We start from the raw sequence: 20,467 nt of genomic DNA, 5'->3' as shown, positions 1-20,467 counted from the left end.
GAACCGCTGCAAAAGGCATTGTCTGACAACCTGATTAATGAGCCACCCCTCATGCTTGAGCTTCAGCGCCCCGACACCCTGGTTGAACGGGTTGTCGGCGCCATCCGCGCCGAAATCGATTCCGGTCGCCTGGCAGCCGAATCGCGCCTGCCCACCGAACAGCAACTGGCCGAGCAATTGAACGTCAGCCGCTCGGTGGTGCGCGAGGCCGTGGCCCAGCTCAAGGCTGACGGAGTGCTGATCGCCCGCCGCGGCCTGGGTTCGTACATTTCACAAACCCCGACCGGCACGGTATTCCGCTTCCCTTCTGCGCAAGGCCGCAGCCCGGACCTGGTGCAGATGTTCGAAGTGCGCCTGTGGATCGAGACCCAGGCCGCCTCGGTGGCCGCCCAGCGCCGTGACGCCGCCGACCTTGCACGCATGAGCAAGGCCCTGCAGGAGATGCTCGACAAGCGCAGCGACTTTGCCGTGGCAGCCGCCGCCGATGTCGAGTTTCACCGCGCCATCACCGAAGCCAGCAAGAACGATTATTTCGTCGCCTTCCATGATTTTCTGCGTGGACAACTGGCCGCCGCTCGTCGCACCGCCTGGGAAAACTCCGCGGCGCATTCGGTGGGCGGTTCGGCCGATGCCCACCGCGAGCACCAGGCGCTGTACCAGGCCATCGCCGATGGCGACCGGCTTGCCGCCGCAGCCTGCGCCGAAGCACACCTGCGGGCCTCGGCCAAACGCCTGAAGCTGGACCTGCCGAGTATCGACTGACCCCCCTATAAGCGGGCGCTGCTGCATGGCGCCCTTTTGTTTGACCTACTTAGTCTGACAACCTGATAAGCAGATTCTCTGATAAGAACACGCCAAGGTGACACCTGCATGATCTACGACTACTGCATCATCGGCGGCGGCATCGTCGGCCTCGCCACCGCCATGGCCCTGCTGGAGCGCCAACCGGGCGCATCCTTGCTGATTCTCGAAAAAGAAAGCAGCCTGGCCAAACACCAGACTGGGCATAACAGTGGCGTGATCCACGCGGGGATCTACTACGCCCCGGGCAGCCTCAAGGCCGACCTGTGCAAGCGCGGTGCCCAGGCCACCAAGGAGTTCTGCACCGAGCACCAGATCAAGTTCGACGTCTGCGGCAAGCTGCTGGTGGCATCCACGCCGCTGGAAGTCGAGCGCATGCACGCCCTCTATGAGCGTTCGCAGCAGAACGGTCTGAAGGTCGAGCAACTGGATGCCAAGGAACTGCAACGGCGCGAGCCGAACATCGTCGGCCTCGGCGGCCTGTTCCTCGATGCCACCGGTATCGTCGACTACAAGCAGGTCTGCGAAGCCATGGCCCGGGTCATCCAGAGGTTCGGCGGCGAAGTACAGCTGCAGACCACCGTGCGGGCCATCGTCGAGACCACCGACAAGGTCACCATCAGCAGCGACGACAAGGTCTGGAGCGCCCGCCAGCTGGTGGCCTGCGCCGGCCTGCAATCGGACCGCCTGGCAGCCCTGGCCGGGGTCAAGATCGACCACCAGATCATCCCCTTTCGCGGCGAATACTTCCGCCTGCCAGCGACCAAGAACGACATCGTCAACCACCTGATCTACCCGATCCCCGACCCGGAGCTGCCGTTTCTTGGCGTGCACCTGACGCGGATGATCGACGGCAGCGTTACCGTCGGGCCCAACGCCGTACTGGGCCTGGGCCGGGAAAACTACCGCAAGTTCTCGGTGAACTGGCGCGACGTGGCCGAATACGCGCGCTTCCCGGGGTTCTGGAAAACCATCTGGAACAACCTCGGCTCCGGCACTGCCGAGATGAAGAACTCGCTGTTCAAAAGCGGCTACCTGGAGCAATGCCGCAAATACTGCCCATCGCTGAATGTTGAAGACCTGCAGCCCTATGAAGCCGGCATCCGCGCCCAGGCGGTGATGCGCGACGGCACCCTGGTGCATGACTTCCTGTTCGCCGAGACCCCGCGCATGGTGCACGTCTGCAATGCACCGTCGCCGGCGGCCACCTCGGCCATCCCGATCGGCCAGATGATCGCCGAAAGAATTTTCAAGGCCCGCTGAATCCTGCTGCACACCTAACTACAAAGACAAAAAAGGAAACCTCACATGTCGGTACATGAGGCGGCCACGGCCGCGACCGAAACCCCGGAACAGAAACGCAAACGCCTGCGCAAGGTCGCCGCCGCGACCATCTTCGGCTCGATGCTGGAGTGGTACGATTTCTACCTGTACGCGACCATGGCAGCAATCGTCTTCTCGAAGATCTTCTTCGACCCGAGCAACCCGGCGGTGGCCTCGCTGCTGGCGTTTTCCACCTTCGCCATTGGCTTTATCGCCCGGCCCTTCGGCGGCGTGTTGTTCGGCTACCTGGGCGACCGTTTCGGGCGCAAGCAGGTGCTGGTCATCACCTTCTGCATGATGGGCGTGTGCACCACCCTGATCGGCCTGATCCCCAGCTACGCCTCGATCGGCATCTGGGCGCCGATCATCCTCGTGCTGGTGCGCATCATCCAGGGCCTGGGCGCCGGTGCCGAGCTGTCTGGCGCAGCGGTGACCTCCTATGAGCACGCCAGCGAAGGCAAGCGCGGCAGCCAGGGCGCCTGGCCGGCGCTGGGGCTGAACCTGGGCCTGCTGCTGTCGTCGCTGACCGTCTACCTGCTGACCATGAACGGCAACGAGTTCCTGCTTTCCGGCGGCTGGCGCATCCCGTTCATCTGCAGCATCGTGCTGGTCGGCGTCGGCCTCTGGGTGCGCAAAAGCATCCCGGAAACCCCGGACTTCAAAGAGCTCGACAAAACCCCGGCCAAGGAGCAGGTATCGCCGCTCAAGCTGCTGTTTCGCAACGACCTCAAGGGCCTGGCCGTGGTGTTCTTCGTGGCCATCGGCTACAACGCCCTGAGCTACATCTTCAAGACCTTCTCGCTGGCCTACCTGACCCAGTACAAGGGCGTCGAAGCCCATGTCACCTCGCTGTCGGTGACCATCGCCAGCCTGGTGGCCATCATTGCCGTGCCGTTCTTCGGCTGGCTGTGCGACAAATGGAGCAGCAAGACCGTGTTGATGTTCGGCGGGCTGTTCTCGGTGCTGTTCGCCTACCCGTTCCTGGCCCTGCTCAACACTGGCGAGCCGATGATGATCTACCTGGCGATTGCCATCGGTACCGGCATCCTCGCTCCGATGATGTTCGCCCCTCAGGGCTCGTTCCTCAGCCGCCAGTTCCCGACCCAGACCCGCTCTTCGGGCTTTGGCACCGGGCGCGAGATCGGCACGGCCGTGGCTGGCGGCCTGGCACCGCTGGGTGGCCTGGCGCTGGTGGCCAACTCGGCGACCCACTCCACTGATGGCGTGGCGCTGATCCTGGTGGTGGCAGCGGTATTGGTGGTGGTGTTTGCCCTGTGTGACCAGGGGCGCAAGCATTCCAGCTTCAAGAACTGAGTGACCGGCAAGGCTCTGCCTTGCATCGCTGGCAACGCCAGCTCCCACAGGGTCAGCGCGATCCCTGTGGGAGTTGGCGTTGCCGACGATGGGCTGCGCAGCAGCCCCTGACTTTGCGATTTGAACAAATTTCCCTGCTGCCGTTAGTCGCCAGCCCTCCGGATGCATTAAAGTATCAGCCCCCGCCCGGGTGCTTTTACGCCGCACGCCCTGGCTTTTTCCCAGGAACCTTCAACGATGGAACACCGTGAGGCGCTGATCGCGCTGCGCACCTTTCTTTCAACCCAGATCCTGGGCCAGGAAAAACTCGTCGAGCGCTTGCTCATCGTGCTTCTCGCCGACGGCCACATGCTGGTCGAAGGCGCCCCGGGCCTGGCCAAGACCAAGGCCATCAAGGAACTGGCCGAAGGTGTCGAAGCCGAGTTCCATCGTATCCAGTTCACCCCCGACCTGCTCCCGGCCGACATCACCGGCACCGAAATCTATCGCCCGGAAACCGGCAGCTTCGTGTTCCAGCAGGGACCGATCTTCCACAACCTGGTGCTGGCCGATGAAATCAACCGCGCCCCGGCCAAGGTCCAGTCGGCGCTGCTCGAAGCCATGGCCGAGCGCCAGGTCAGCGTCGGGCGCAGTACCTACGAGCTGTCGCCGTTGTTCCTGGTAATGGCCACGCAAAACCCGATCGAGCAGGAAGGCACCTACCCACTGCCCGAAGCCCAGCTCGATCGCTTCCTCATGCACGTCAAGATCGGCTTCCCGGACGCCGCCGTGGAGCGCCGCATCCTCCTGCAGGCCCGCGGCGAGGCCCTGAACGGCGAGACCAAGCCGGAGCGCCGGGTCAGCCAGCAAGCGATTTTTGCCGCGCGCAAGGAAATCCTCGGCCTGTACATGGCCGATGCGGTGGAGGAGTACCTGGTGCAACTGGTCATGGCCACCCGCACCCCGGCCAAGTACGACCTGGAGCTGGCCGACTGGATCGCATACGGCGCCAGCCCCCGTGGCTCGATTGCCCTCGACCGCTGCGCGCGGGCCCATGCCTGGCTGGCCGGGCGCGACTTCGTCAGCCCCGAAGACATCCAGGCGGTGCTGTTCGACGTGCTGCGCCACCGCATCATTCTTTCCTTCGAGGCCGAGGCCGCCGGGATTGACCAGGACCGGGTGATCCAGCGCATCCTCGACGTCGTCGCCGTCGCCTGAACCCATGCCCAATCGCCTGCTGGCCGCGCCGGGAATCCGCATCAGCCTCGCCGAGTTGATCGAGATGCGTCATCGCGTGCGCGAAGTGCAGCTGTTCTCCCGGCCCGGCCAGCGCAGCCCTCTGGTAGGACTGCACCACTCGAAACTGCGCGGGCGCGGGGTCGATTTCGATCAGGTGCGGGTCTACCAGGCCGGCGACGATGTGCGCAACATCGACTGGCGGGTGACCGCGCGCACCCAGGAGCCGCACACCAAGCTGTTCCATGAGGAACGCGAACGGCCGATCTTCATCCTCGTCGAACAGAGCCAGCGCCTGTTCTTCGGCTCCGGGCTGATGTTCAAGTCGGTGCTCGCCGCCCAGGCCGCCGCCTTGATCGGCTGGGCCGCCCTGGGCCATAACGACCGCATAGGCGGCCTGGTGTTCGGCGACAACGAGCACTACGAGATCAAGCCACGGCGCAGCAAGCAGAGCCTGCTGCAACTGCTCAACCGCCTGGCACGGGTCAACCAGTCGCTGCATACCGAAGCCGTACCCCAGGCCGACAGCCTTGGCATCGCCCTGCGCCGCGCCCGCGAAGTGCTGCGCCCGGGCAGCCTGGCGATCATCATCTGCGACGAGCGGGCGCTGACGCCTGCGGTCGAACAACAGCTGAGCCTGCTTTCGCGCCATTGCGACCTGCTGCTGTTGCCGCTGTCCGACCCGCTCGACCACGCCCTGCCCGCCGCCGGCCTGCTGCGCTTTGCCCAGCGCGGTGCGCAACTGGAGCTCGACACCCTCGACCCGACCCTGCGCAAGAGCTACCGCCAGCAAAGCGAAGCGCGTATCGAGCGCTGGGAACTGCTGGCGCAAAAGCTGCGGGTGGTGCTGATGCCACTGAGCACCCAGAGCGAGATGATCGAGCAACTGCGCGAGTACCTCAACGCGCAACGTCCGGGGAAAACCTCGTGAACCCGCTCGATCAGTTGCAGCCGTTGATCACCCCGGCACCGATCGGCTGGTGGCCGCTGGCCCCGGGCTGGTGGGCGCTGCTGTTACTGCTGCCGTTGCTGGGCTGGGGCCTGTGGCGCCTGCGCCATTGGCGCCCGGGCAAAAAGCCCATCGTGCGCGCCGAACTGCCCCTGGACCCGGTGCGCATCGAGGCCCTGGCCGAGCTCGCGCGCCTGCCCAAACCCTACGACGGCGCCCCGGCCGGCGCCTGGCTGCAGCAGATCAACGCCCTGCTCAAACGCCTGTGTCGCAACCATTACCCGGGCAGCCACAGCCATACCCTCAACGGCCGCCAATGGCTGGCGTTTCTGGATAACCGCTGCCCGGCCGCCGGCCTGACGCGCTGGATGGTGCTGGTCGAAGGCGCCTACAAGCCCGAATGCAAACTCGACGACAAAGCCATCAACGGGCTAAACCAGTCGGTCGAAACCTGGATCCGCAAACATGTTTGAACTGGCCTGGCCGTGGATCTTCGTACTGTTGCCGCTGCCCTGGCTGGCGCGCCTGCTGCTGCCTGCCGCCGACAGCGGTGAGCCGGTGCTCAAGGTCAGCTTTCTCGATGAGCTCGAAGGCCTGGCCGGCCGCCGTGCGCGCCTGAACCTGCCGACCTGGCGCCAACAGGCACCGTTCGTGCTGGTCTGGCTGTTATTGCTGTTCGCCGCCGCCCGCCCGCAATGGCTGGGCGAGCCGTTGCCGGTGGCCGCCAGTGGCCGCGACCTGCTGGTGGCGGTGGATGTATCCGGCTCCATGGACTTTCCCGACATGCAGTGGCAAGGCGACGACGTCAGCCGCCTGACCCTGGTCAAGGCCCTGCTCGGCGACTTTCTCGAACAGCGCCAGGGCGACCGTGTCGGCCTGATCCTGTTCGGCAGCCAGGCCTACCTGCAAGCGCCACTGACCTTCGACCGGCGTACCGTGCGCACCTTCCTCGACGAAGCGCAAATCGGCATTGCCGGCAAGAACACCGCCATCGGCGACGCCATCGGCCTGGGCCTCAAGCGCCTGCGCCAGCGCCCGGCGCAGAGCCGGGTACTGGTGCTGGTCACCGACGGCGCCAACAATGGCGGGCAGATCCATCCACTGACTGCGGCGCGTCTGGCCGCCCAGGAAAACGTGCGTATCTACACCATCGGCATCGGTGCTGATCCAGAGCAAACCGGTACCGCCGGGCTATTGGGCATCAACCCGAGCCTGGACCTGGACGAAGCCTCGCTCAAGGAAATCGCCGAGCTGACCGGCGGCAGCTACTTCCGCGCCCACGACGGCGAAGAACTCCATGCCATCGGCGAAGCCCTCGACCGCCTGGAGCCGGTGGCCCAGCAGCCGACCCAGGCGCGCACCGCCCAGCCGCTGTACGGCTGGCCGCTGGCCCTGGCCCTGTTGCTGAGCGTGCTGCTGGTGATCGAGCAGCAATGGCCTGACAACCTGCTACAGCGCCTGCTGCGCCGCCCGCGCTTTTTGCAGCCGCACCCGGAATGGCGCCAGCGCTTGCAGCGGCTGCGCCTGAGGAGGCGGCGATGAGCGAACTGTGGCCGCAATGGCTGCGCCCGCTGTGGCTGATCATCCTGCCGCTGCTGGCCTGGCTGCTCTGGAAGCTCTGGCACCGACAGAAACGCGCCGGGCGCTGGCAGATGATCCTGCCGCCGGCCTTTCATGCCGTGCTGCTGGGTGGCGGCAGCGGCCGCGACAGCAAACTGCCGTGGATCGCCCTTGGCCTGGCCTGGTTGATCACCGTACTGGCCCTGATCGGGCCAAGCTGGCAGCGCCTGGAAGACACCCGCCAGCGCCCGGCCGACCCGCTGGTGATCCTGCTTGAGCTGACCCCGCAGATGCTCGCCGACGATGCCGCGCCAACCCGCCTGGAGCAAGCCCGGCGCAAGATCCTCGACCTGCTCGAACACCGCCGCGACAGCCAGACCGCAATCATCGTCTATGCCGGCAGCGCCCACACTCTGGTGCCGCTGTCCGACGACCTGGCCACCAGCCGCAACCTGCTCGAAGCCCTGGAACCCTCGATCATGCCGCAAGCCGGCCAGCGCGCCGATCTGGCCGTGCGCAAGGGCCTGGCCCTGCTCGCCCAGGCCGGATTGGGCCAGGGTCGGCTGCTGTTGATCGGCTCCGCGCTCGAGGCCCAGGAGCGTCAGGGCATCGTCCAGGCGCTCGGCCGCCAGGGCCCGAGCCTGCTGATGCTCGGCGTCGGTAGCGCCGAGGGTGCGCCGGTCAGACAGGCCAATGGCGAGTACCTCAAGGACGATCAGGGCGGGATCCTCCTGCCGCGGCTCGACAGCGCCAGCCTCAAGGCCTTTATCAACAGCACCGGTGGCCGCTACCGCAGTGCCCGCATCGACGACCTCGACCTGCGTGGCCTGCGCCTGTTCGACAACCCGCACGGCCTGCGTGACGATGGCCAGACCGTGCAGCTCGACAGCTGGGCCGACCAGGGCTACTGGCTGTTGCTGCCACTGTTGCTACTGGCCGCTTGCGCCGGCCGCCGCGGCTGGTTGTTCTGCTTGCCGTTGCTGCTGGCCGTGCCGCAGCCCAGCTACGCGTTCGAGTTCAACGACCTGTGGCTGCGCCCCGACCAGCAAGGCCAGCGCCTGCTTGAACAGCAGCGTCCGGCCGAGGCTGCGCGGCACTTCGAAGACCCGCAGTGGAAAGGCCTGGCGCTGTATGAGGCCGGCGATTTCAACGGCGCCGCCCGCCAGTTCGCCCAGGGCAACCGCGCCGCCGACCATTACAATCGCGGCAATGCCCTGGCCCGTAGCGGTGAACTGGAAGCGGCGCTGGATGCCTACGAGCAGGCCCTGGAGCGCCAACCGGAACTGCAACCGGCGCTGGCCAACAAGGTACTGGTCGAACAGTTGCTGCAACAACGCCAGGGCGAACAAGCGCCCGAGCAGCCGCCTGAAGATGACCAGCAGAGCAATCCCGACAGCAGCAGCGACACTGCCAGCAGCTCGCAGAACGCCCAGGACCAGGCCGCGGCAAAACCAGCGGACGCGGCCGACGAAGCTGGCAAACCTGAGGACAACGCCAACGAGCAGGCACAGAACCAGGCCAGCGGCACTGACGACGATGACACCACCCGGCCGCCCCAGCGCCCGGCCGACAGCAGCCTCGACGCCGAACAGCGCCAGGCCCTGGAACAATGGCTGCGACAGATCCCGGACAACCCGGCCGAGCTGTTGCGGCGTAAATTCTGGTATGAACAGCAACAACATCAGGAAACCCATCGATGAGTCGCGTCTGCGTCCTGGTCTTCAGCCTCTTTCTCGCCTTGCAGGTACAGGCTGCGGCGCTGCTCGCCAGTGTCGACCGCACACGCCTGAATGCCGGCGAAACCCTTGAGCTGACTCTTGAGACCCAAGACGTGACTCAGTTCGGCAAACCCGACCTGACGCCACTGGAGGCCAATTTCGAGGTCCGTGGCACACGCCAGGTCAACAGCCTCAACAGCCTTGACGAGAACAGCGCCAACACCCGCTGGATCATCACCCTGCTGCCGCGCCAGAGCGGCAGCGTGGAGATTCCCGCCCTGCAGCTGGGCGAAGTGCGCAGCCAGCCGATCAGCCTGCAGATCCAGGCCAACGAGGTCAGCAGCGAAAACCATGGCCCGGTGTTCATCGACGCCAGCCTCGACCAGCCGGAGGTCTACGTGCAGGCCCAGGTGGTGCTGACCCTGAGCATCTATCACTCGGTGCCACTGTACGACGACAGCAGCCTCAGCCCGCTGCAGCTGGACAACGCCAAGGTCGAGCCGCTGGGCGAATCGCGCACCTTCGAGAAAGTCATCGACGGCGTGCGCCACGGCGTGATCGAGATGCGCTACGCGATCTACCCCCAGCAAAGCGGCGACCTGAAAATCCCCGCCCTGACCTTCAGCGCCACCGCCGCGCAGAGCGACGCCGAGCAGGAGCCCAACAGCCCGCGCGCCGGCAAGCAGGTGCAGGTCGGCTCGACGCCGCTGGTGCTGACGGTCGACCCGATCCCGGCCGACTACCCGGCCAACGCGCCCTGGCTGCCGGCCAACAGCCTGACCCTGGAAGAACACTGGAGCCCGGACCCGGCGCAGCAGCAGACACAAATCGGCGACTCGCTGACCCGCACCGTGATCCTTCAGGCCGAGGGCTTGTCCAGCGCCCAACTGCCGCCGCTGCCCGGCACCGAAGTGACCGGCCTGCGCCGCTACCCGGACCAGCCGCAACTGCGCAACCAGGTCAACGACCGCGGCCTGCTCGGCGTGCGTGAAGAGCGCGAAGCGCTGGTGCCGACCCACAGCGGCAGGCTGGAACTGCCGAGCCAGGAAGTGGTCTGGTGGAACACCCGCGAAGATCACCTGGAACGCAGCAACCTGCCGGCCCGTAGCCTGCAGATCGAGGACAACCCGGCGCTGAGCGCCGACAAGCCGGCCAGCGTCGACCCGGTTACGGTGCAAACCTACCTGCTCTGGCCCTGGCAGCTGAGTACCCTGGTACTGGCCCTGACCACCCTGCTGGGTTTTGCCCTGTGGTGGCGGGCGCGCTCGCAACCGGCGGTGCTGCGAGCGGCGCAAACCGGGCCGAGCCCGCGCACTTTGCTTGATGACCTCAAGCGCGCGTGCCAGGCCAACGACCCCCAAGCCACGCGCCAGGCCCTGGATGCCTGGGCCCGCCAGCAACCGGAAACCCTGGCCGAAATGGCCGCGCGTTTCGTGCCGTTGTCCGATGCCCTCGATGGCCTCAACGGCGCGCTGTACAGCGAAAGCGGGCAATATTGGCAAGGTGAAGAATTATGGCGGGCCATTGGCACCATCCCGGCCGCCGAGCAGGTTCAGCCTGCGCAAAGCGAGAACGGCAGCTTGCCGCCGCTGTACCCCAAATAACCTCCAGGCGTGGCACCCCGAGCGCCACGCCGGCACATTGCGGAACCCTTCATGCGTCTGTTTCACACCTCCGACTGGCACCTGGGTCAAACCCTGCACGGCCAGGAACGCGATTTCGAACACGCCTGTTTTCTCGATTGGCTGCTCGGCCAGCTCAAGCTGCGCCAGCCCGATGCCCTGCTGATTGCCGGCGACATCTTCGACACCGTCAATCCGCCGGTCAAAGCCCAGGAGCGGCTCTACGACTTCATCGTCCAGGCCCACGAACAGCAGCCCAAGCTGAACATCGTGATGATCGCCGGCAACCACGACTCCGGCTCGCGCATCGAACTGCCGGCGCCGCTGATGCGCCGCCTGCGCACCTACGCCCTGGGCCGCGTGCAATGGCTGGATGAAGGTGAACTGGACAGCGAACGCCTGTTGATTCCGCTGACCAACGCCAAGGGCAAGGTCGCCGCCTGGTGCCTGGCGCTGCCGTTCCTGCGCCCGGCGGAAGTCACCGGCGCACACCTGGGCGATGACTACCTGCGGGGCATCGCCCAGGTCCACGAAAAACTCATCGCCGCCGCCCTGCAACGGCGCAAGGCCGGTCAGGCGCTGATTGCCGTGAGCCACGCGCACATGGCCGGTGGCTCGGTCTCGGAAGACTCCGAACGCAGCCTGATCATCGGCAACGCCGAAGCCCTGCCGGCACGCCTGTTCGCTCCGCAGATCAGCTACGTCGCCCTCGGCCACCTGCACAAGCCGCAGAAGGTCAACCGGGAGGAGCGCATCCGCTACAGCGGTTCGCCAATCCCGCTGTCGTTCTCGGAAATCGGCTATCAACACCAGATCCTCGAAATCGAACTCGACGGCGCCAACCTGGCCAGCGTCGAATCGCGCCTGGTGCCGCGCGCCGTGCACCTGCAACGGCTGGGCCCGGCACCGCTGGCCGAAGTACTTGAGCAACTGGCCGAGCTGCCGGTAGTCGACCTGCTGGACGATCCGCAGCGCCAACCCTGGCTGGAGATCCGCGTACGCCTGGACGAGCCCCTGCCCGACCTGCGCGCCCAGCTCGAAGGCGCCCTGCACGGCAAGGCCGTGCGCCTGGTGCGCATCGCTGCCGAATATGCCGGCAACGGCCGCAGCGAAGATGACAGCAGCGCCGACTTGCTGGAACTGGGCCAACTGACCCCGCACGAGCTGTTCAGCCGCGCCTGGGAGCAGGCCTATGGCAATGTTGTCGATGAACAGACCCTGGCCGACTTTGCCCTGTTGCTGCAGGACGTCCAGCAGGAGGAAGAACAGCCATGAAGATTCTCGCCATCCGCCTGAAGAACCTGGCCTCCCTGGAAGGCCCGATCGAAATCGACTTCACCGCCGAGCCGCTGGCCAGCGCCGGCCTGTTCGCCATCACCGGGCCCACCGGCGCCGGCAAGAGCACCCTGCTCGACGCCCTGTGCCTGGCGCTGTTCGGCGCCGTGCCGCGGCTGAACAACATCGGCCGCGAGACCAAGCTGCCGGAGGTCGACAGCGACATCCTCACCAGCGACCCGCGCACCTTGCTGCGTCGGGGTTCGGGCAGCGGCTTTGCCGAGGTGGATTTCGTCGGCATCGACGGCCGGCGCTACCGCGCCCGCTGGGAAACCAACCGCGCCCGCGACATGGCCAACGGCAAGCTGCAAGGCAGCCGTCAGAGCCTGCATGACCTGGACAGCGACCAGCTGCTGAGCAACCAGAGCAAGGCCGAATACAAGCAACTGATCGAGTCGCGCCTGGGCCTGAACTTCGAACAGTTCACCCGTGCGGTGATGCTGGCCCAGAGCGAGTTCAGCGCCTTCCTCAAGGCCGATGACAAAGAGCGCAGCGAGCTGCTGGAAAAGCTTACCAATACGGCGATCTACAGCCAGCTGGGCCGCCGCGCCTACAGCAAGAGCAAGGAAGCCGAAGAGGCGCACAAGGCCCTGCTGGACCAGGCCAGCGGCGTGATGCCCATGGCCGCCGAGGCCCGCGCCGAACTCGACCAGCGCTACAGCGGGGCCCTCGATCGGTTCAAGGCCGAACAGGCGCAACTGCGCCAGCTTGAACAGCAGCGCAGCTGGCTCACCGAGCTGTTGCAACTGCAGGAACAGGTGCAGACCAGCACGGCGCAACTGCACAGTGCCCAGCAGCACAACGACAGCCTGCACAGCGAGCGGCTGAAACTCGCGCGGCTGGAACAGCTGGCGCCGCAGCGTCACCAGTTTGCCCGCCAGCAGGCGCTCAATGCCCAGCTCAGCCCGCTGGCCGAGAGCATAGCCGCGCAGCGCCAGCAGCATGACCTGTTGCATGGCCACCAGCAGCAACTGCAGGACGACCTGGGCAAGGCCCACGCAGCCCTCGCCCAGGCCCTGGCACAACAAACCGAAAGCGCGCCGTTGGTGCGCCAGGCCTTTGCCGAGCAGAACACCCTGGCCCGCCTGCAACAGGAACTGGCCCATAGCTCGACGCTCAAGCAACAGGCCGATCAGGCCAGTGCCGAAGGCCAGCACCAGCTGCTGAGCCTCAATGAACAGCAACGCCTGAACGAAGAGCGCCTGCAGCAGATCAGCGAACAGCTCGCACAAAGCGCGCCGCTGGCCGGGCTGAGTGAAGCCTGGAGTGCCTATCGCGACCGCCTGCAACAACTGATGCAGCTGGGCAACCGCCTCAACCAGGGCCGTGCCGAGCTGCCCGGCCTGCAGCAACGCGCCAGTCAGGCCAGTGCCCAGCTTGAGGAGCAGCGCGCCGCCCTGGCCCTGCTCTACCGCGAAGCCGAGGCAGAACCCCAAGCCCTGGCCGAACAGATCGGCCTGCTCGGCGAGCTGCTGCAGAAAAACCGCCAGCAACAGCGCCAGGTCGAAGAACTGAGCCGGCTGTGGGGCAACCAGCAGGACCTCGAACTGCGCCTGCAAGCCTTGCGCGAACGCCAGCAAGCGGCCCTGAAGCAGCGCGAGCAGTTGATCGGCGAAGGCCTCAATGGCAAGAACCAGCTGACCGCCGCCGAGCAGGCGCTGAATGTGACCCGCCAGTTGCTCGAACGCCAGCGCCTGGCCCGCAGCCAGAGCGTCGAAGAGCTGCGCGCGCAGCTGCAGGATGACCAGCCCTGCCCCGTGTGCGGTAGCCAGGAGCACCCTTATCATCAGCCCGAAGCCCTGCTGCAAAGCCTCGGCCGCCACGACCAGAACGAAGAAGCCAACGCGCAGCAAATGGTCGACGAGCTGAAGAAACAGCTCGATGAACTGCGCACTCAACTGGGTGGCGTCAACGGCCAGATCAAGGAATACCTGCACCAGCAGGAACAACTGGGCAACCAGCAACACGCGTTGCTGCCCAGCCTCGAAGCGCACCCGCTGTACCCGTCGCTGGCCGACCAGGACGCCAGCCAGCGCAGCGCCTGGCTGGACTTGCAGGCACGCAACCTGAACCACGACATCAGTCGTGACGAACAGCGCCAGAACGCCCTGCTGACCCTGCAAAAAGACGCCAGCCGCCTGCAACAGCAATTGCAGGCAGCCCAAGACGCCAGCCAGCAGGCCAACCAGCACCTGAGCCAGCAGCAAACGGCGCTGGCCAGTGACGAAGAACGCCTGGAGCAGGAACTGGCCAGTTTCGCCACCCTGTTGCCAACCGAAGTTCTCGATGACCTGCGCCAGGAGCCAGCTGCCGCCTTCATGCGCCTGGACCAGCAACTGGCCCTGCGCCTGGACCTGCTGCAACGGCAAAAGGACGAACAGCAGGAGCACGGCGAGCGCCAGCAAAAGCTGGACAAGGCCCAGCTGCAGCAGCAGGCACGGGTTCAGAAGCAGGAAGAATTGCAACAGCAGTTCAGCGACCTGGAACGCCAACATCAACTCAGCCGCGACAGCCTCGCCAGCTTGCTCGGCGAGCAGGCCGGCGCCGAACACTGGCAGCAGCATCTGGACCAGGCCGTGGAGCACGCGCGCCAGGCCGAAGCCCAGGCAGGCCAGCAGTTGCAGGATACCCAGGCGCGGTTGATCGAACTGACTGCCGAGCTCAAGGCCAAGGGCGAACGCCTGAGCGCGCTGGAGCAGGAACACCATGAGGTTCGCGGCCAGATCGAACAGTGGCGCCAGGGCCATCCGGAGCTGGACGACAGCGGCCTGGAGCAGTTACTGGCCTTCGACGACAACGCCATGGCGCAACTGCGCCAAGGGCTGCAGGACGCAGAAAAAGCCATCGAACAGGCCCGTACCCTGCTGCAGGAGCGCCAGCAGCGCCTGGATCAACACCAGGCCCAGGGCAATGCCGAACTCACCAGCGAAGCGTTGGAACAGGACTTCGCCAGCCTGCAGCTGCAACTGGCGGCCAGCGAACAGAGCTGCGCCGAACTGCGTGCCGCCCAGGCCGAAGACCAGCGCCGGCAACTGGCGCACCAGGCCCTGGCCGATCAGATCGCCGGTGCCTACAGCGAGTGGCAGCGCTGGGCACGGCTCAACGCCCTGATCGGCTCGGCCACCGGCGACACCTTCCGCAAGATTGCCCAGGGCTACAACCTCGACCTGCTGGTGCACCACGCCAACGCCCAGTTGCGCCAGCTGGCCCGGCGCTACCGGCTCAAGCGTGGTGGCAGCCTGCTCGGCCTGTTGGTGCTGGATACGGAAATGGGTGATGAGCTGCGCTCGGTGCATTCACTGTCGGGCGGTGAAACTTTCCTGGTTTCGCTGGCCCTGGCCTTGGGCCTGGCGTCGATGGCTTCGAGCACCCTGCGCATCGAATCGCTGTTTATCGACGAAGGTTTCGGCAGCCTCGACCCCGAATCGCTGCAACTGGCCATGGACGCCCTCGATGGCTTGCAGGCCCAGGGCCGCAAGGTCGCGGTGATTTCCCACGTGCAGGAGATGCACGAGCGCATTCCGGTGCAGATCCAGGTTCGCCGCCAGGGCAATGGCCTGAGTACGGTGGAGGTCAGCGGATGATCCTCTACTCGTTCCGTCGCTGCCCCTGGGCCATGCGTGCGCGCCTGGCCCTGCGTTATGCCCAGTGCCCGGTGGAGGTCCGCGAAGTCAGCCTCAAGGCCAAGCCGGCCGAGCTGCTGGCACTTTCGCCCAAGGGCACAGTGCCGGTGTTGAGTACAGGTGAGCGGGTACTGGAGGAAAGCCTGGATATCATGCGCTGGGCCCTGGCCCGGCATGATCCGCAGGACTGGCAACTCGCGGCCGACCCGCAGGCGGCCCAGGCCGCCGATACGCTGATCGAACGCAATGATCGCGAGTTCAAGGCGCAGGTCAATCTGTACAAATATGCTGAACGCTACCCACAGCACTCACGGGAGCATTACCGGGCACAGGCTGAAAGCTGGTTGGCCGAGCTGGATGAACGACTGGCGCAGCAGGCGTACCTGTTCGCTGATCATCCAAGCCTGGCGGACGCGGCATTGCTGCCATTGATGCGCCAGTTCGCCGGGGTGGAGCCTGAGTGGTTCGCCCAGGCGCCCTACCCGCATTTGCGGGCGTGGTTGCAGGGCTGGCTGGAGTCGGCATTGTTCAAGGCGATCATGGCGCGTTGAACCCATCGCTGGCAAGCCAGCTCCCACAGGGGCCTGGGCATGCAGGGCCATGGTGGGAGCTGGCTTGCCAGCGATGAGGCCAGAAGCTACAGCGCCAGAATCGGCGAAGAATAGAGGAACAGCAACACCGCCAGAATTCGCCATTTCATGTGTTATCCCCTGACGTCAATAAATTAGCGTCAAATTCAATCACATGGCGATGTGCTATTACCAGAAAAATCTACCGGCTCAGTGCTGCGACTTGTGGTCCAGCGCGGCATAGAAGTTGGCGCTTTGTTGCAGGTACTTCTGGGTGTAGCTCTGGGTCGACGATTTGCGCTCGCTGAGCTCGACATGGGCGTTGGCCGGCAGGACCACCGAAGCAGAAATGGCGGAAGCGGCGATGACCGGGAAAAGGTTGAAGTTCATGGCGCTGACCTCGAAGTCTGTGGTTTGAAGTGGCCGCCTGGGGCCGTGGTTCAAACTTACGCCGCTGGCGCGGCGCACAGAAATTCATTGCAGCAGTAGCAAACATCAAGGCAATTGATAGTCAGTTGACGAACTTCAGGTCCGACGGTGCATCCTGGGCCAGCTTCTGCACGGTTTCGCCCAGCAGGCCACTGCGCGGATCACGGCGGATCACCACGATCTCGTTGCTCTTCTGGTTGGCCACCAGGAGGAACTTGCCGGTGGGGTCGAGGGCGAACTCCCGTGGGTGATCGCCTTCGACACTGCGCCGCTGCACCTGCATCAGCTTGCCGGTCTTGTCATCGACGGCAAACACCAGCAGTTCGTTGGCCGTGCCGCGATTGCTGACATACAGAAAGCGCCCGTCAGCCGACAGGTGCAAGGCCCCCGCCGCCCTGGCCGAGGCATCGGTCAGCTCGGTCAAGGGCAGGCGCTGAAGCTCTGCCAGCTTGCCGTCCTGATAGTCGAACGCCACCACTTGCGCGCTCATTTCCAGGGTCAGGTAGGCATGCTTGCCGTCACGGTCAAACAGCAAATGGCGCGGCCCGCTACCCGGCGGCAGGCTTACCGGCTCGACCGCGCTCAGTGGCTGCTTGGGACTGGCGCCGTCGTATCGGTAGACAAATACCTTGTCGGCCCCCAGGTCGCTGGCGAACACGTATTCGCCGTCGTCGGATGACACCACCGAGTGCACGTGCGGTCCGGTCTGGCGCTCCGGGTTGACGCCGCTGGGCTTGTGCCGGTCTTGTTGCACCGAAGCCTGCAGGTGGCCATTACGGTCGACTGGCAACACACTGAGGCTGCCGCCGGGGGCAGGCAATACGCCGTAATTGGCAACGAACAGGTAGCGCTGGTCATGGCTGAGGCTGGAATGGGTCGGCTCATCGCCCAGGCTTGGCACCTGGTTCAGGGCCTTGAGGCTGCCGTCCTTGCCAATGGCAAAACTGCTGACCTGGCCGTTGCCGGCGCCATTCTCGTTGACCGCGAATAGCAGGCGCTTGTCGACCGAGAGAGTCAGCCAGGAAGGGTTTTCGCTCATGAGGATCTGCAGCGGCGTAGGGTCGATCTGGCCGCTGTCGCTGTTGAAGCGGTAGCGGTAGATGCCTTCGCTGCTGCCTGCGGTATAGCTGCCGACCAGCAGGTCGTGGGCCTGGGCAGTGAGAGTCAGGCTCATGCTACTGGCGATCAGCAGGTTCTTCAGCAGGCGCGTCATCGTCTTCCTCATCGCGGGCACTAAAGGCACTCATACAGACTAGCCGATGCTCGCCAGTGTCGGCGTTGATCAGCCAGTCGGCACCTTCAGCGCGGGCGGCGCCGATCTGCTCCGGGGTCAACGACCATTGTTTACGAACGCGGCCGTCCATCAGCGCGATATGCAGGCCGGTTTCGTCGAAGGTGAAGTCAAAAGCGTGCAGGCCGTCGATCAGGAGCATGTCGCAGGATTCGAGGGCTTGGGAGAGGGTTGTCATTGCAGGAAGATCACTGGCGGGAAAACCCCATGATACCCGATCATCAAAAGCATCGCCGGCAAGGCCGGCTCCCACAGGTAATGCGCACCTGTGGGAGCCGGCCTTGCCGGCGATGGGCTACGAAGTAGCCCCGATTACTGCACCGGTCAATGGGCGAAAATCGAACCGCCCTGCTTGCCCGCCATTTTCTCCGGCTTGATCAGGAACCGCGCCAGTGCCGGCAACAGCCACAGCGCGCCGAACATGTTCCATAGCAACATGAAGGTCAGCATCAGGCCCATGTCGGCCTGGAACTTGATCGCCGAGAAGATCCAGGTGCACACGCCGATGGCCAGGCACAGGCCGGTGAACAGGACCGCCTTGCCGGTGGACTTGAGGGTCTGGTAGTAGGCTTCCTGCAGCGGCAACCCGGCGCGCAGGAAGCTCTCCAGGCGGCTGTAGATGTAGATGCCGTAGTCCACGCCGATACCCACGCCCAGTGCCACCACCGGCAGGGTCGCGACCTTGACGCCGATGCCCATGTAGGCCATCAGCGCGTTGCCCAGCACCGAGGTCAGCACCAGCGGCAGGACGATGCACAGGGTCGCAGCGAAGGAACGGAAGGTGATCATGCACATCACCGCCACGCAGATGTACACCAGGATCAGAATGGTCAGCTCGGCCGACTTGATCACTTCGTTGGTGGCCGCCTCGATACCCGCGTTACCGGCCGCCAGGAGGAACTCCAGGCCTTCCTTGTTGTGGGTGTCGGCAAATTCCTGCACGGCCTTGACCGCACGGTCGAGGGTCTCGGCCTTGTGATCGTTGAGGAAGATCAGCACCGGCGCCAACGAGCAGTCGGCGTTGTACAGACCGTCAGCACGGGAGATCGAACTGTTGAGCACGTCCGGGTTGCGCGACAGGCTTTCCCATTTCAGGTTGCCCTCGTTCATGCCCTTGATCATCTGCTTGGACACGGTCACCAGCGAGATCGCCGACTGCACCCCCGGGGTGTTCTCCATCTTCCACATCAGCTCGTCGACCGGTGCCATGGTCGAGTGCACCGAGCAGCCTTCGGTCGGGGTCTTGACCATCACCACCAGCACGTCGGAACTGGTCGAGTAGTTATTGATGATGAAGGCGTTGTCCTGGTTGTAGCGCGAGTCCGGACGCAGCTCCGGCGCACCCTGGTCGAGGTCGCCGATCTTCAGGTTCTGGCTGTACCAGAGGCCGCCACCGAAGGCCAGCAAGGCCAGGACGATGGACACCGGCGCGACCTTGGCGCTGGCAAAGTTGGACAGCAGGCGCCAGAACGGATGTTCGCGGGTCGCATCCTTCTTGCTGCGCTCGATGGCCTTCTTACTGATGCCGACATAGGAGATCGCCACCGGCAGCAGGATCAGGTTGGTGAAGACGATCACCGCCACACCGATCGACGCACCGATGGCCAGCTCGCGGATCACCCCGATGTCGATGATCAGCAGGGTGATGAAGCCCACGGCGTCAGCCAGAATGGCGATCATCCCCGGCAGGAACAATTGCCGGAAGGTGCGCCGCGCAGCGGTCAGGGCGTTGTCGGCATCACTGGACTGCAAGGCGATGCCGTTGATCTTCTGCACCCCGTGGGAGATGCCGATGGCGAAGATCAAAAACGGCACCAGCATCGAGTACGGGTCAAGGCCGAAGCCCACCGCATGCATCAGCCCCAGCTGCCAGACCACCGCCACCAGGGTGGTGATCAGCACGGCGATGGTGCTGCGGATGCACCAGGTGAACCAGTACAGCAGCACCCAGGTGATCACCAGGGCGATACCGAAGAACATCGCCACCATCATCAGGCCGTCGATCAGGTCGCCGACCTTCTTGGCGAAGCCGACGATGTGCACCTTCACATTGGGGTTCTGGGCCTGGAACTTGTCGCGGATCTTCTCCTCGAGCTGATGGGAGAACTGCTGGTAGTCGAGCTTGATCAGCTTGCCCTGGTCCTGCGGGTCCGGGTAGGACTCCAGCAGCGGAATGTCGATGATGCTCGACTTGAAGTTGTTGGCCACCAGGCGCCCGACCTGTCCGGACTTGAGCACGTTGTTGCGCAACTGGTCGAGGCTGTCGGCCGAGCCGTTGTAGGTCTGCGGGATGACTTCGCCACCGGCGAAGCCCTCTTCGGTCACTTCGGTCCAGCGCACGCTGGGGCTCCACAGCGATTTCAGGCCTGAACGGTCGACGCCGGGAATGTAGAACACCTCGTCATGCACCTGACGCAGGGTTTCCATGTACTCCTTGCTGAAGATATCGCCGTCGGTGGCCTCCACCGAGATGCGCACGGTGTTGCCGAGGTTGGCCAGGTCATTGCGGTGTTCGAGCATCTTCTCGATGAAGGGATGCTCAAGCGGGATCATTTTCTCGAAGCTGGTGGACGGACGAATCTGCGTGGCCTGCCAGAACAGGAACACGCTGACCAGCAGGCAGATGAGGATCACCACCGGGCGGTTGTTGAAGATCAGGCGTTCGAGCAAGGTCGCCTTGTCCTGATGGTGTTGCTGCTGATTCATGTTGAACTGCTC

The 20,467-nt window shown here is 64.8% G+C and carries 16 protein-coding genes; 12 read left to right on the top strand and 4 right to left on the bottom strand.

The window, feature by feature from the left end; all coding sequences use genetic code 11:
* Positions 1 to 51: 51 nt before the first annotated feature.
* The 12 genes from JV241A_RS07855 to JV241A_RS07800 all read left to right on the top strand — a co-directional run bounded on the left by JV241A_RS07855 (position 52) and on the right by JV241A_RS07800 (position 16,011).
* The gene (locus JV241A_RS07855) at positions 52 to 762 is read left to right on the top strand and encodes a FadR/GntR family transcriptional regulator (RefSeq protein WP_134061857.1); all 711 of its coding nucleotides are present in this window, start codon (positions 52 to 54) and stop codon (positions 760 to 762) included.
* Between the two features lie 108 nt (positions 763 to 870).
* The gene (gene lhgO, locus JV241A_RS07850) at positions 871 to 2,064 is read left to right on the top strand and encodes an L-2-hydroxyglutarate oxidase (protein WP_134061855.1); all 1,194 of its coding nucleotides are present in this window, start codon (positions 871 to 873) and stop codon (positions 2,062 to 2,064) included.
* A 45-nt stretch (positions 2,065 to 2,109) separates the two neighbouring features.
* The gene (locus JV241A_RS07845) at positions 2,110 to 3,438 is read left to right on the top strand and encodes an MFS transporter (protein WP_115086016.1); all 1,329 of its coding nucleotides are present in this window, start codon (positions 2,110 to 2,112) and stop codon (positions 3,436 to 3,438) included.
* 237 nt (positions 3,439 to 3,675) lie between these two features.
* Positions 3,676 to 4,635: a MoxR family ATPase gene (locus tag JV241A_RS07840; protein ID WP_115086015.1), complete on the top strand. Its 960-nt coding sequence runs from the start codon at positions 3,676 to 3,678 to the stop codon at positions 4,633 to 4,635.
* A gap of 4 nt (positions 4,636 to 4,639) precedes the next feature.
* On the top strand, positions 4,640 to 5,584 hold the full coding sequence (locus JV241A_RS07835) for a DUF58 domain-containing protein (protein WP_115086014.1): 945 nt from the start codon (positions 4,640 to 4,642) through the stop codon (positions 5,582 to 5,584).
* Positions 5,581 to 6,075, top strand: a complete 495-nt coding sequence (locus JV241A_RS07830; RefSeq protein WP_115086013.1) for a DUF4381 domain-containing protein — start codon at positions 5,581 to 5,583, stop codon at positions 6,073 to 6,075. The genes JV241A_RS07835 and JV241A_RS07830 overlap by 4 nt, the downstream gene beginning before the upstream one ends.
* Positions 6,068 to 7,144 (top strand): VWA domain-containing protein, encoded by a 1,077-nt coding sequence (locus JV241A_RS07825; protein ID WP_115086012.1) that lies wholly within the window; start codon positions 6,068 to 6,070, stop codon positions 7,142 to 7,144. Before JV241A_RS07830 ends, JV241A_RS07825 begins: the two co-directional genes overlap by 8 nt.
* Positions 7,141 to 8,862: a VWA domain-containing protein gene (locus tag JV241A_RS07820; protein WP_134061853.1), complete on the top strand. Its 1,722-nt coding sequence runs from the start codon at positions 7,141 to 7,143 to the stop codon at positions 8,860 to 8,862. Before JV241A_RS07825 ends, JV241A_RS07820 begins: the two co-directional genes overlap by 4 nt.
* Positions 8,859 to 10,484, top strand: coding sequence for a BatD family protein (locus tag JV241A_RS07815; protein WP_134061851.1), 1,626 nt, complete (start codon positions 8,859 to 8,861; stop codon positions 10,482 to 10,484). Before JV241A_RS07820 ends, JV241A_RS07815 begins: the two co-directional genes overlap by 4 nt.
* Before the next feature lie 51 nt (positions 10,485 to 10,535).
* The gene (locus tag JV241A_RS07810) at positions 10,536 to 11,777 is read left to right on the top strand and encodes an exonuclease SbcCD subunit D C-terminal domain-containing protein (protein WP_134061849.1); all 1,242 of its coding nucleotides are present in this window, start codon (positions 10,536 to 10,538) and stop codon (positions 11,775 to 11,777) included.
* Entirely contained in the window at positions 11,774 to 15,421 is a 3,648-nt protein-coding gene (locus JV241A_RS07805; protein ID WP_134061847.1) for an AAA family ATPase, read from the top strand. The genes JV241A_RS07810 and JV241A_RS07805 overlap by 4 nt, the downstream gene beginning before the upstream one ends.
* Positions 15,418 to 16,011, top strand: coding sequence for a glutathione S-transferase (locus tag JV241A_RS07800; protein WP_134061845.1), 594 nt, complete (start codon positions 15,418 to 15,420; stop codon positions 16,009 to 16,011). The genes JV241A_RS07805 and JV241A_RS07800 overlap by 4 nt, the downstream gene beginning before the upstream one ends.
* Before the next feature lie 228 nt (positions 16,012 to 16,239).
* Here JV241A_RS07800 and JV241A_RS07795 read toward each other — a convergent pair whose 3' ends face one another.
* The 4 genes from JV241A_RS07795 to JV241A_RS07780 all read right to left on the bottom strand — a co-directional run bounded on the left by JV241A_RS07795 (position 16,240) and on the right by JV241A_RS07780 (position 20,455).
* Positions 16,240 to 16,419, bottom strand: a complete 180-nt coding sequence (locus JV241A_RS07795) for a hypothetical protein (protein ID WP_010223291.1) — start codon at positions 16,417 to 16,419, stop codon at positions 16,240 to 16,242.
* Between the two features lie 121 nt (positions 16,420 to 16,540).
* On the bottom strand, positions 16,541 to 17,671 hold the full coding sequence (locus JV241A_RS07790; protein WP_240047841.1) for a lactonase family protein: 1,131 nt from the start codon (positions 17,669 to 17,671) through the stop codon (positions 16,541 to 16,543).
* Positions 17,634 to 17,927 (bottom strand): DUF5629 family protein, encoded by a 294-nt coding sequence (locus JV241A_RS07785; protein WP_134061843.1) that lies wholly within the window; start codon positions 17,925 to 17,927, stop codon positions 17,634 to 17,636. Before JV241A_RS07785 ends, JV241A_RS07790 begins: the two co-directional genes overlap by 38 nt.
* A 146-nt stretch (positions 17,928 to 18,073) precedes the next feature.
* Positions 18,074 to 20,455, bottom strand: a complete 2,382-nt coding sequence (locus tag JV241A_RS07780; protein WP_134062055.1) for an RND family transporter — start codon at positions 20,453 to 20,455, stop codon at positions 18,074 to 18,076.
* Positions 20,456 to 20,467: the final 12 nt, after the last annotated feature.

Origin of the sequence: Pseudomonas sp. JV241A (genome assembly GCF_900275665.1) — a bacterium.
In the GTDB taxonomy this organism is placed as follows: domain Bacteria; phylum Pseudomonadota; class Gammaproteobacteria; order Pseudomonadales; family Pseudomonadaceae; genus Aquipseudomonas; species Aquipseudomonas wadenswilerensis.
This window is presented reverse-complemented; position numbering and strand designations above follow the sequence as displayed.